10 protein-coding genes are annotated in these 12,504 nt (G+C 42.5%); 7 read left to right on the top strand and 3 right to left on the bottom strand.

Annotated features, from left to right (window positions below; all coding sequences use genetic code 11):
- Positions 1-58 precede the first annotated feature (58 nt).
- The 3 genes from IQ276_RS27245 to IQ276_RS27235 all read right to left on the bottom strand — a co-directional run bounded on the left by IQ276_RS27245 (position 59) and on the right by IQ276_RS27235 (position 3,430).
- Positions 59-940 (bottom strand): hypothetical protein, encoded by an 882-nt coding sequence (locus tag IQ276_RS27245; protein WP_193917557.1) that lies wholly within the window; start codon positions 938-940, stop codon positions 59-61.
- Positions 941-1,172: 232 nt separating this feature from the next.
- A complete protein-coding gene (locus IQ276_RS27240) occupies positions 1,173-1,766 on the bottom strand; it encodes a DUF1517 domain-containing protein (RefSeq protein ID WP_193917555.1) in 594 nt (197 codons plus the stop codon).
- 89 nt (positions 1,767-1,855) lie between these two features.
- The gene (locus tag IQ276_RS27235; RefSeq protein ID WP_193917553.1) at positions 1,856-3,430 is read right to left on the bottom strand and encodes a pentapeptide repeat-containing protein; all 1,575 of its coding nucleotides are present in this window, start codon (positions 3,428-3,430) and stop codon (positions 1,856-1,858) included.
- Between the two features lie 63 nt (positions 3,431-3,493).
- Here IQ276_RS27235 and IQ276_RS27230 point away from each other — a divergent pair, with 63 nt between their 5' ends.
- The 7 genes from IQ276_RS27230 to IQ276_RS27205 all read left to right on the top strand — a co-directional run bounded on the left by IQ276_RS27230 (position 3,494) and on the right by IQ276_RS27205 (position 12,232).
- A complete protein-coding gene (locus IQ276_RS27230; protein ID WP_190877782.1) occupies positions 3,494-4,333 on the top strand; it encodes a prephenate/arogenate dehydrogenase in 840 nt (279 codons plus the stop codon).
- A gap of 185 nt (positions 4,334-4,518) precedes the next feature.
- On the top strand, positions 4,519-4,806 hold the full coding sequence (locus IQ276_RS27225) for a hypothetical protein (RefSeq protein ID WP_190877780.1): 288 nt from the start codon (positions 4,519-4,521) through the stop codon (positions 4,804-4,806).
- A gap of 495 nt (positions 4,807-5,301) precedes the next feature.
- Positions 5,302-6,399: a sensor histidine kinase gene (locus IQ276_RS27220; RefSeq protein WP_193917551.1), complete on the top strand. Its 1,098-nt coding sequence runs from the start codon at positions 5,302-5,304 to the stop codon at positions 6,397-6,399.
- Entirely contained in the window at positions 6,359-6,562 is a 204-nt protein-coding gene (locus tag IQ276_RS27215) for a hypothetical protein (RefSeq protein WP_235116019.1), read from the top strand. Before IQ276_RS27220 ends, IQ276_RS27215 begins: the two co-directional genes overlap by 41 nt.
- Positions 6,555-7,232, top strand: a complete 678-nt coding sequence (locus IQ276_RS27210; RefSeq protein WP_193917887.1) for a response regulator transcription factor — start codon at positions 6,555-6,557, stop codon at positions 7,230-7,232. Before IQ276_RS27215 ends, IQ276_RS27210 begins: the two co-directional genes overlap by 8 nt.
- Positions 7,229-7,363, top strand: coding sequence for a hypothetical protein (locus tag IQ276_RS40355; RefSeq protein ID WP_255264352.1), 135 nt, complete (start codon positions 7,229-7,231; stop codon positions 7,361-7,363). The genes IQ276_RS27210 and IQ276_RS40355 overlap by 4 nt, the downstream gene beginning before the upstream one ends.
- Before the next feature lie 405 nt (positions 7,364-7,768).
- On the top strand, positions 7,769-12,232 hold the full coding sequence (locus tag IQ276_RS27205; protein WP_193917888.1) for a DUF4347 domain-containing protein: 4,464 nt from the start codon (positions 7,769-7,771) through the stop codon (positions 12,230-12,232).
- The last annotated feature ends 272 nt before the right edge of the window (positions 12,233-12,504 follow it).

The raw sequence follows: 12,504 nt of genomic DNA, 5'->3' as shown, positions 1-12,504 counted from the left end.
CGACTGTAGGGGCGTACAGCTGTACGCCCCTGCCATTTTTTCAATTTGAATCTACTTCCTAACGGCGTCTACCCGTACCAAATGAGCGACTGCCCGAAGAACGTCGGCCAGTACCAAAACCACTACCAGAATTGCGTTTGGTAGTACTAGAACTGCCAGAGGGTCGCAAGTTACTACCACCAAAACCAGAACCAGAGGGACGGCTATTACCTGTAGTAGTACGTGGCGTATTGCGTACAGTTGAACTGCCGGGATATGACCTTCTAATCGTCCCTGTACTGCGGAAAGCAGTGCGATTTCTCACCGCTGCGGGTGGTTCGTTATAGCGAGTTCGATAGCTTTGAACTGCTTGGTCATAGCTGTTGCCATATCCACCATAGCCACTCATCACTCCTCCTGGTTGATAGACAGGGGGTACATAATACTGGGGTCTAAATAATAGACTACCAATGGCTTGACCTGCTAAGCTACCAGCCACAGACCCGGCAAAGGGTGCCCAGAAGCTATTTTCTTGACGAACTACGACCGTTTCTTGTTTTCCTGTTTGGGGATTAGTTTTGTTCTCGGTGACGTTGTGGACGTAGGCAATTTTAAAATCTTCTGTGAGATATAAACTTGGCTGCCCATTTTCTACCTTCAGATAAGTTTTTTTACCCTGCTTAATTTCGTCATCAGTTAGCCGTGCCATTTGCAAATTTTCAGTTGCAAAGGTTGGGGGTGTGTTGTTTAGTAAAAACAGGCTGTACTGCCCAGTTGCATCATCGTAAGTAACTTGTTGAATTTGATACTGACCATCACTCAATTTGGTGGTGGTCGAGGTTTGGCTAACGTTCTTAGCTGGAGGATTAGCTTGCTCTGGGCCTCCACAAGCTACAGTTGTCAAACACAAACTCAGTGTTAAAACAACGACTGTAAATTTACGTAGTATGGTCATGATCATTGCATTATCGTCCTATGTCCGAGCTTAACAATTTCTTGATGTGAGTAGTAAGTACGGACTACCCAACATAGAGGAAAATTCAGAATTCAGAATTCAGAATTCAGAATGGGCAACTCTTGGAGACGCACTCGCGTTCGCCCCGCTGCGCTAACAGAATTGGAAAGTAAAACAGGCTTTATGCCAGGCTTTGAGACTGACGTTGTGTACTTCACTTTCTTTGTAATCTGCTGTATTACAAGGGAACCAATTCAGGGTAATATTCCAACAGTTGATCGCTAGTCAGTTCATCGCCTAACTGCGCTGGTGAGAAATGTACTTGGACTGCCCGTAGTTTATGACTGTAATGCAAATTGATCAAGGCTTTCAATGCTTCCTTGATTGCCTGAGCGCTAGAAAGATCGGTTTCCAAATCTGGCACTTCTCCTTCATAAGCTACTGTAATCATCACAATAACGTTGCGAGTTACAGGTACAGATAAAGGTTCATCAAATCCAGAGGTAGAACTGTAATCTGGTTCACTGAGATATCTTTGGGCGGAGTCAGTAAACAATTCATTGACATAATCCCCTGCTTCGCCTTCATTCCAAAATACATCTCCTTCATTGGCAGCGGAAAGCCAGTAATCATCGTATTGCAAGAGGGTTTGGGAGAGTTCTACCAATGCTTCGCCCAAAACTTCTAAGTCGCCATCGGCATCGATCGCATCCCTACCAGCACTATTTAATACTCCCAAAATAGGTGCTACCTCACCTCCCCCCAAGTGCAGAAACAGGCGAAAGACCACATACCGAGTCCGACCAATCATTTTATTAAATGAGTCGCGCATTTTTCCTCCAAAGTTTTGTCATTAGTCATTAGTCATTGATCGCTGGTTCAATAACTAATATTTAATATCCTATGTCTTATGCTCAATGATTAATGACTAATATAGTGAAACCCTTTAACAAAATCTATAACCATATTTAAAGAAGGTAATATATATTTTGTTGATTCACTAGATTTATCATCATAAACTGAAGCATTGAGAGAAGACCGATTAATAAATCTTTTACCAAAGTTGGGATTGTCATACACAATCAAAGTCTGGGCGCTAGAATTTGTTAAAATTATTTGGGTTGGGGCTTTACAAAAATTTAACTTGGCAGCTACTTCTAGATTTTTTTTCATCCCTTTGATTGTTGTCGCTTTACTTATCGCTTGCTCTAAAAACATATTTAATTGTTTTACCATCTGCGGCGATTTGAAAGATTTTAAATCTGGGTTGGCAACAATTTCAGTATTAATCATTTCCAGCATCTGGGAAATATTTTTTTGGGTAGATGCCGCATCTAGAAAGGGAAGGATTGCAATATAAGCGGTGGGAAATAATGCTTCGTCGCTATCTACACGGAAGGTGAAAATAGTGCGGCGACGGCCACTTTCTATGCTTGGGGGTTGTTTTAGTCCCCGGTATTCTTGAGCAATTTGGTAGTAGGCACCAGCAAGGGCAAAGTTAGGTTCCTGTTCTAGGGCTGCATCAACAATAATACGAATTGTTGGGGGTGTTTCGTTAAAAAAATCTCGTGAATCTTCAGAATCGAATTTTTGGATAATTGAGCGATCGCCTGTGGGGCTAAGATCAACCCATTCACAAGTCATACCTTCGGTTTTTAAACCAAATCTGGAGGTGGCATAAAGTTTTGCACCGGTTAAAGTTGCACCGGTTAAATCAGCACCAATCCATTCTGCCCTAATTAATTTTGCCTGAGTTAAATCCGCATGTACTAAACTTGTATTCGTTAAATTGGCATTGCTTAAATCTGCACCAATTAAATTTGCACCGCTCAATTTTGCCCCGCTCAAATCTGCCCACCGGAGATTCGCCCCCCTCAAATCTGCCCATCGGAGATTCGCCCCGCTCAAATCTGCACCGCTGAGGTTAGTATGGGTGAGGTTTGCCTGTCTGAGTTCAGCATCTCGCAAATTGGCGCCGGTGATGTCACAACGACTCAGGTCAGTGGCGTTTAAGTTAGCCATTTCTAAGTTGGCTCCTGTCATGGAAGCGCCTCTCAACACAGCCTCACTCAAATTAGCGTGACGGAGATTCGCTTGGCGCAGAGTCCCCTCTCGCAAATCGGCGCTGGTGAGGTTAGCCTCGAACAAATCAGCACGACTGAGGTCAGCGCGAATTAACTCGGCACGAATGAGGGAAGCTCCCCTGAGTTGAGCGCGACTGAGATCAGCCCGAATCAAATTAGCTACATTGAGACTGGCGTTATTCAGGACAGCGCTGCATAGATTTACACCACTCAATCTTGCTACATTCAACTTGGCATTGCTCAAGTTAGCTTCATTGAGATTGGCACCACTCAAGTTAACTACACTTAAATTAGCATCGCTCAGATTTACGCCACTGAGCTTAGCCCCACTGAGATTAGCTTCAGACAGTTCAATACCACTAAAGTTTAAGACTCCTGCCGCGTATTGTTCCAGCAATTCCTCTACAGTCATCAATGCTACCTCTGGGATGCCAAGTTTATATAGTGTAAAAAATGAAATGTCAAAATTTAAAGAATGAATATTGGGATTTTAGGACTGGGACTGATTGGCGGGTCTTTGGGTTTTGATTTGCGATCGCAAGGACATCATATCTTAGGAGTTAGTCGCCGTGAATCTACCTGCCAAAAGGCAGTTGCCCTTGGTAGTGTCGATAGCGCATCAGTTGATTTGAGCCTACTGGCAACCGCAGAAGTTGTATTTATTTGCACACCTTTAGCACTTATTGTGCCCCAATTTACACAATTAATCCCTTATTTGTCTCCCACTACAGTTGTGACTGACGTGGGTTCGGCGAAAGTACAAATAGTCGAAGCTATTTCTCCCCTTTGGGATAATTTTATCGGTGGTCATCCAATGGCGGGAACAGCAGACAGTGGCATAGAAGCTGCACAACGGCATTTATTTGTCGATAAACCTTATGTACTCACACCCCTGACCACAACACCGACTACTGCAATTACAATTGTTGAAGAAATTGTGCGATCGCTAGGGGCGAATATCTATCATTGTCAACCAGAACAACATGACCAGGCTGTGAGTTGGATTTCTCATTTACCCGTGATGGTCAGTTCTTCGTTGATTGCTGCTTGTTTGAGTGAAACTGATCCAGAGGTTTTGCAACTAGCCCAAAAGCTTGCTAGTTCAGGTTTTCGGGATACCAGCCGTGTGGGTGGTGGAAATCCAGAGTTGGGGATTATGATGGCGCGGTATAATCGTCAAGCATTGCTGCGATCGCTGCAACAGTATCGCCACAATCTCGATGAGTTGACTAACTTAATTGAGCAAGAAAATTGGGCACTTTTAGAGTCAAAATTGAAATCAACGCAACAGGCACGACCTAATTTTGTTGAGTAGTGGTAATAGATTACGTTACGCTATTGATAACGCACTCATTACTACATTTGGTAAATTAATTGCTGATTTGTTGTGAATGCTTTTTCAAGTAGTTGATGAATTCTATCAAGTCGCACAGAATTCCCAAGCTGAATTCTGGCTCCTGAATTCTGAATTCTTCTTCGGTAAATTTATCAAAATAAACAATGGTAGAACGCCCAATCAAAAAATCAGAACGTCAGTCTCAACCAAGTACTGACAATAATTTGGAAAATTTGGATTCCAAACCTCCTGTTGAATCCAACCCCAAAAGCTCAAAACCAGATCGTAATCGCTCCTCTGGTAAAGGAAAAAAAGGATCGTTTGCAGATGAAAACAAACAACCTGTAAATCCTGCACTATTGCGTGGCCCAAAACCTGTCAAACCTCCAGTCAAAGTTGAAACAGAAGTTGAAACCGAATCTGAGTCTATCTCTGAAGAGTCTGAAGGTTAACATTTTACACAAGTCTTCACTAACAGAAAGACAGTTATATTGAAGACACAAGGTAGCTATGTTTACAGGTTTTTCAGCGTGGAAACATAACTACCTTAAAAGAGTCAGAATTCAGAATTAAAAATTCAGGAGTCAGAATAATTAAATAATCATAATTTATTCTGATTATTTAATATACTCAACATCTTGGATTATTTTTTAATTCTGACTTCTGATTATTGAATTTTGAACTAAAACAGAGAATGTATAGGATTTATATTTGATTTTTGTAAGCTAGGTGCAACTCCAAAAGACTGATTCCCTATCCATACTTAATGTCTATCACGCACGACACAAATAAATTAAAAAATCAAAGCGGATTACTATACTAATTAAAAGAATGATTGCGAGTGATGAATTCACAAAACCCAGATTAAAAACGCTCTTGCCAATATAAAATCCAAAATAATATAATTTGTACCCGATTTTTAGTATTAGGGACGATAAATAATCACTATGTTAAGTCAATTATTGGCTATCAAAAAAGCACTGAGAGAGCGTGGTGAGACATATTTGCTAATAACGATCGCCTTTATCATAGTGATAGTCTTAGAATACATGACACCGCCTGAGTACGTATTTGGCTACCTCTACACAGCGACCATTTTATTAGCAGATTCTCGATTGAATCGGCGAGCAGTATTCGGGGTCACTCTTGCCGCTACAGGATTAACATTATTAAATTTGTTTATCCCAGGAAGAGAAATAATTAATCTTCCAACCTTGGCAAATAGATTAATTGCAGTATTGGCGTTAGTGGTAACTGCGACTTTAAGCGAACGTAACCGCCGTAATGAAGAAGCGATCGCTCATACTCAAGCAAAATTACGCTCTCAAGAACAACTAGCTGGAATGCGTGAAGATTTTATTTCTACCCTGACTCATGACTTGAAAACTCCCCTACTTGGAGCAATTGAAACCCTGCAATATTTTCAAAATGAGCAATTTGGTCAAGTCACGCCCATGCAAGCAAAAGTTTTGCAAACAATGGCTCGTAGTCATCGCAGTACACTGCAATTAGTCCAAACTCTTTTAGATGTCTACCGCAATGATGCCGAAGGGCTGAAACTACAGAGATCGCCTATTAACTTAGCAACTGTGGCAGAAGAGGTAATAGCCACCCTGATGGAACTAGCAAAAACACGTCAGGTTTATATTTCTCTGCATTATGGCGAATCCGATTTTCGCAGCTTTCTTTGGGTAAATGGTGATTCATTGCAACTGGGGCGAGTTTTCACCAATCTTTTGAGTAATGGCATTAACCATACTCCCCGTGGCGGTAAAGTGGAAGTAGTACTTGAAAGTTACTCTAGCGAGCAAGTTGTAAAAATACTTGATACTGGTTCAGGCTTTACCGAAGAAGAGTTACCCCACTTATTTGAGAGGTTTTATCAAGGACATAGCGATCGCCATGTTTCAGGATCGGGACTAGGACTTTATTTAACCAGGCAAATAATTACAGCTCATGGAGGTACAATTTGGGCAGAGAATCGTTCACCACGAGGCGCTGTGTTTGGTTTCCGACTTCCTGCTTGTCCACCACCGGGGAGTTGAGGGAGATGAGGGAGATGAGGGAGATGAGGGAGATGAGGGAGGTGTGTCCGGTGTGGGACGATGGGGAAGAAATCTTTCCCCCCACACTCCCCACACTCCCCACACTTCCTGTTTGCCCAATGCCCAATGCCCCATGCCCCCATGCCCCATGACCAATGACTAAAATCTTACTCGTTGAAGATGATGAATTATTTCGGCTTGGTCTGCGGATGCGGTTGCAACAAGAGACTAGTTTGGAAATTGTTGCAGAGGCAGAAGATGGAGAACAAGCTGTAGAATTAGCCAATCGTTATCCTTTGGATTTGGTTTTGCTGGATATCGGTCTACCCGGAATTGGCGGGATTGAGGCTTGCCGTCAAATCAAGCAGAAGCACCCAACTTTACCAATTCTCGTTTTAACGTCTCGTTCCGAAAAACCTCTGATTTCACGGTTAATTGCTGCTGGGGCACAGGGTTACTGCCTCAAAGGTATTGCCGCTGAGTCTCTGATATTAGCAGTGCGATCGGTTGCAGCAGGGGCTTCTTGGTGGGATCAAACGGCAACAACAGAAATTAGGGCAGCTTTTGAGGGTAATTCTATGACGGTTCCAGCCACAAAAACTGACGAAACCTTAGAAAATCCCTTAACAAAACGCGAACAAGAAATTTTAGCACTAGTAGCAGCTGGCAAAAGCAATCAAGAAATTGCTGAAATTCTCTACATAGCCCCTGGTACAGTGCGGGTTCATGTCCATGCAATATTGCAGAAACTAGAAGTACGCGATCGCACTCAAGCCGCAGTCTTAGCTATCCAAAAAGGATTGGTAGCGCCAGAATTATTAATAAAACAGTGAAAACATCTAAATTGTGTCTTGAGATTGGTCAGTCACGACGAATGTGGCGATCGCAGATAATCGAGGCATTGCCACAATCAGAAATGATGACAGCCAAGCCTTTTACTTTTAATACATTAATACCATTTTGAGCAAATCTTAGTTATTACAGTAATAATACTGTAGTAATTGTGATGCTTTTAGCATAATTTTGTACTTACTTATCAGATTATTTTTTCTCTTTCACCTCAATAAAAAAGGCTATAATTACCGATTTCATTTAGATACGGAAGCGAATGTTTAGACATGCGCTTTCTGTTTATAGTGTTTCCCCAGATGCAGTACAACATCATATCGCAAGTTGTAGGGGCACGGTACTGCCGTGCCCTTACAGGTGTACCTCACGCTTGTGGAGAAACGCTATAGCTGTGTGTAAATAACACTTTAGATTTATGTCAACAATCACGAGTTGCCCAGTTTGATTGGCCAATAATCAGGGTCAACTGTCGGAAAAATAAATTTCTAAATCCCAGCCTAATTTTACACAGGAATTGCAAATGCCAAATCAGAATATTGTATTTATCGATCAAGCAGTCATAGACTACGAAAGCTTGATTGCTGGCATTCAACCAGGGACTAGTGTAGTAATCCTTGACTCGAACAAAGATGGGGTAGAGCAAATCACTCAAGCTTTGCAGGGTGGCAAATACCAATCAGTTCAGATTATCTCCCACGGCAGTAACGGAAGTTTGCAACTAGGAACAACCCAACTCAATGCCAACAATTTGAACTCCTACAGCAATCAGTTGCAACAGTGGAAAAATTATTTAACTGGGGATGCCGACATTCTGCTTTATGGTTGCAACGTGGCATCTTTTGATCAAATTTTTGTGCAAGAGTTGAGCCAAATCACAGGCGCAGATGTGGCAGCTTCTGATGACATCACAGGTAATGCCGAGTTGGGAGGCGACTGGGATTTAGAAGTGAAGGTTGGCTCGATTGAGTCACATTTAGCCTTGACACCAGAGGTAACCAAGGCTTACCGCTCAATTTTACCCTTATCATTTGCACCTGCCAGCAACTTTGATGTGGGAAGTAATGCCCGTTCCGTGACAGTGGGGGACTTCAATAATGATGGAAACTCCGACTTAGCAGTGGCTAACTATGACTCCGACAAAGTTTCAGTGTTGTTGGGTGATGGCAATGGTGGTTTTGGATCTGCCACAAGCTTTAGTGTTGGAAGTAGTCCCGCTTCCGTAACAGTCGGAGACTTCAATAATGACGGTAACTCCGACTTGGCAGTGGTTAACTATGGCTCCGATGCAGTTTCAGTATTGTTGGGTGATGGTAATGGTGGTTTTGGGGCTGCCAAAAATTTTAATCTGGGAAAAAACCCTTATTCTGTGACAGTGGGGGACTTCAATAAAGACCACAACCATGACTTAGCAGTGGCTAACTCTGGCTCCGATAGAGTTTCAGTGTTGTTGGGCAATGGCAGTGGTGGTTTTACAGTTTCCGCTAGTTTCATCGTGGGAAACAATCCTTATTCTGTCACAGTGGGGGATTTCAACAAAGACGGCAACTCTGATTTAGCAGTGGCTAACTATGGCTCCGACACAGTTTCTGTGTTGTTAGGCAATGGGGCTGGTAGCTTTGCGGCTGCTAGCAATTTTGACGTGGGAAACAACCCTTATTCCATCACAGTTGGGGACTTTAACAAAGACGGCAACTCTGACTTAGCAGTGGCTAACTATGGCTCCGACACAGTTTCTGTGTTGTTAGGCAATGGGGCTGGTAGCTTTGGGACAGCTAGCAATTTTGCCGTGGGAAGCAATCCTACTTCGGTGATAGTGGGGGACTTCGACAAAGACAACGACTTGGACTTAGCGGTGGCTAATTCAGGCTCTAATAACGTTTCAGTACTCTTGGGCAATGGCAGTGGTGATTTTGGTACTACCAGTAATTTTGGGGTGGGAAGCAATCCTGTTTCTGTAGCAGTGGGAGACTTTGACAAAGACAACGACTTGGACTTAGTAGTGGCTAATTCAGGCTCCAATAACGTTTCAGTGCCACTGAATACTACTGCACCCCCAAAAGTTAACTTTGGTGCTGCTACCTACAACACTACAGAAGGTAGTACTGCTACTGAGGTAACTATTACCGTTACTTTAGACGTGACTCCCGATACTGATGTCACAGTTCCCATTGTCATTAACAACAGTAGCACTGCTAGCAGTGGCAACGATTATACATTTTCACCCGCTAGTCTTACTTTTAGTGCTGGGGCAGCAGGTTCAAATTTAACTCAACTAGTAACTTTCACCATTCAACCAGACGATTTACCTGAGAATACCGAAACGGTTGTACTTAACTTCGGCACACTGACGGGGGCTGTTGCTGGGACAATCACTGAAACTACTCTAAATATTGCTGCTAACGATGCGATTCAATACGCAATTTCCACCACCACCCCAACTTTAACTGAAGGTAATAGCGGCACTCAATCTGTTACCTTTACCGTCACCCGCAGTGGTGGTATTGGCGTGGCGAGTACAGTGGATTATGCCTTTAGCGGTACAGCAGTTTTGAATAGTGATTATAACAACATTCAGGTTACGAATGGAGGCACTGCTTCATCGGGGACTTTAAACTTTGCAGCCGGAGAAACGACAAAGACGATTAAAGTCGATGTTTTGGGTGAGTATACAGTTGAACTTGATGAAAACATTATTGTTACTCTAAGTAATCCCAATTTCACAACTGCGCCGGAAAGTTCCACAATTACTACCAGTTCAGCCCAAGTAGACATCATTAATGATGATGTCTTTATCCCGACACTAATTAACGAAATTCTGTTTGACCCCCCCAGTACAGATAACCCGAAAGAATATATTGAACTGCGTGGGACTCCCGGTGGGAGTCTAGCACCTGGAACTTATTTAGTTGGCATTGAGGGTGATTCCGGCTCCCCTAATCCTGGCATCGTTCAGGATATTTTTGATTTGTCTGGTAAGCAGTTTGGTAGCAATGGGTTGCTGGTTCTTCTGCAAAAAGGCAATACTTATGCAGTCAACCCTGATGCAAATGTAATAACTAATACTGGAAGTGGAGCGGGATGGGGGAATGGAGCCTCAAGTTCAATCCGTCACACTGGTGGAACAACTGACATCGAAAGTGGGTCTGTTAGTTTTTTTCTGATTCAAGCTACTACTGCACCCATTCTGACCACTGATATTGACTCAAATAACGATGGTATTGCTGATGGCGATAGTTACTCAAATTGGACTGTACTGGATTCAGTTTCTGTTTTAGATGGGGGAACTACAGACAAAGCCTACGGCTCGATTGTATTTAAAAAAGGTTCTGGTGGTTCAGTTCCAACTAATGCCACAGTTGTTAACACCTCATTTATAGCAGGATATGTGGGGCGTTCAGGGAATACCATCGGTTCAACCGCCTCGGATTGGGTAGCGAGTGTAATTACTGGCACAGCACCGAATCTGACATTAGGTACTGTTGCTAACACATCACCTGGAAGCTTTGCTACTCAACCGCTAAATCACATTGGAAGCACTAACTTTGCTCCTGCTGTTAATATCAATTACGCCATTTCAACTGCTACCCCAACTGTAACTGAAGGTAATAGCGGTAGCAAAACTGTCACTTTCACCGTTACCCGTAGTGGCGATACTGGCGTTGCTAGTAGCGTAAATTATGCTCTGGATGGCACAGCAACTTTTAAGAGTGATTACAACAGTATTAAAGTTGCCGGTGTCACAGGTAGTTCATCTGGGATTTTAAAATTCGCCGCTGGGGAAACAACAAAGAATATTACATTAAATGTTGTAGGTGAAAAGGTCACTGAAGCTGACGAAACCATTAATCTGAAGCTGAGTTACCCTAACCAAACAGTTGCGATCGCTCCAGCTACAATTACCATAGTTAACGATGACATCCAACCCACCATCTCCATCGTAGATAAAAGCGGCAAGGAAGATAGCGGCAATCTAGTTTTTACCGTCAAACTCTCCAGTGCCAGCAGTGACGTAATTACAGTTGATTACAACACTAGTAATGATAGTGCGATCGCTGGCGTTGATTACACCCCACTCACAGGAACCATCACTTTCAACCCTGGAGTTACCACTCAAACAATCACGATACCGATTCTCAATGATTTCGTTGACGAATCAACTGAGCAGTTTTTTGTTAATCTCACCAACCCCACCAATGCCAGTTTTAGCGATAATCAAGCTAGTGGTAAGATTACTAACGACGATACAGCCGGTTTAAACATCTCTGCCACCAAGGGACTCATAACTACTGAAGCTGGTGGCACTGATAGCTTCAATATTCAACTCACTAGCCAACCCACTGCCGATGTCACCTTAAATTTAAGTAGTTCCAATGTGAATGAAGGTACTGTTTCAGTTTCTAGCGTGACATTTACCGCAGCTAACTGGAATACGCCCCAAATCATCACAGTTACAGGTGTTGATGATGGTGTTGCAGATGACAACATTGCTTACCAAATCATTACTAGTGCAGCAGTTAGTAGTGATGCCAAATATAACAATCTCAACCCTGACGATGTTGATGTCATCAACGTTAAAAATGGTAATCAAGTTAATAGCATTATCACTGGTACATCCAATAATGATAACTCCTTACAGGGAACTAGTTCAGACGATCTGATTTTTGGCTTTGCTGGTAATGACACTATTGTTGCTGGAGGAGGAAACGATCAGATTTATGGCGGTTTGGGTACTGATAATCTCACAGGGGGCGCAGGCAATGATATCTTTGTGCTTGCTAAGGGTGAGGGTAGAGATACTATCAAAGACTTCAATATTACTGAAGATTTAATTGCTTTATCAGGTGGTTTAAGCTACTCAGGTTTGTCTATTACTCAGAGTGGCAATGATACCTTGATTAAGGTTACTTCTGGTAACGAAAATCTTGCTTTGTTAACTGGAATTACGGCATCAACTTTAAACGCTAGCAATTTCATTACTTACTAGTACAGCAAGACGCCAATAGAGCAACTTTAGCCGATTGATTTAGCTCAATTGGCTTTATCAATTTTTTATATTAATAAAATTACATAATTAGCTTTTACAAATGTTATGGTAGGGAACCGGCAATAGGCAACAGACAATAGGCTTGAAAGTCTTTTGGTGTCTGGGTTTTATTATCAGTTTATGTCCTAACCTAGCTGGCAACTGCTATAACTGTAGGAATTTTACTGCTAGAAAGTTTATCCGACAAGACGTTGACTAATTTAGATATGGAA

Origin of the sequence: Desmonostoc muscorum LEGE 12446 (assembly GCF_015207005.2) — a bacterium.
Classification (GTDB): domain Bacteria; phylum Cyanobacteriota; class Cyanobacteriia; order Cyanobacteriales; family Nostocaceae; genus Nostoc; species Nostoc muscorum.
Note: the sequence above shows the minus strand (reverse complement) of the source record. Positions and strands in the feature narration are given on the sequence as shown.

Bases quoted from the DNA above. Each gene is read 5' to 3' on its own strand.
- IQ276_RS27230 (WP_190877782.1), top strand. From the start codon at position 3,494: ATGAATATTGGGATTTTAGGACTGGGACTGATTGGCGGGTCTTTGGGT.
- IQ276_RS27205 (WP_193917888.1), top strand. From the start codon at position 7,769: ATGCCAAATCAGAATATTGTATTTATCGATCAAGCAGTCATAGACTAC.
- IQ276_RS27210 (WP_193917887.1), top strand. From the start codon at position 6,555: ATGACTAAAATCTTACTCGTTGAAGATGATGAATTATTTCGGCTTGGT.
- IQ276_RS27220 (WP_193917551.1), top strand. From the start codon at position 5,302: ATGTTAAGTCAATTATTGGCTATCAAAAAAGCACTGAGAGAGCGTGGT.
- IQ276_RS27225 (WP_190877780.1), top strand. From the start codon at position 4,519: ATGGTAGAACGCCCAATCAAAAAATCAGAACGTCAGTCTCAACCAAGT.
- IQ276_RS27240 (WP_193917555.1), bottom strand. From the start codon at position 1,766: ATGCGCGACTCATTTAATAAAATGATTGGTCGGACTCGGTATGTGGTC.
- IQ276_RS27245 (WP_193917557.1), bottom strand. From the start codon at position 940: ATGATCATGACCATACTACGTAAATTTACAGTCGTTGTTTTAACACTG.
- IQ276_RS27235 (WP_193917553.1), bottom strand. From the start codon at position 3,430: ATGACTGTAGAGGAATTGCTGGAACAATACGCGGCAGGAGTCTTAAAC.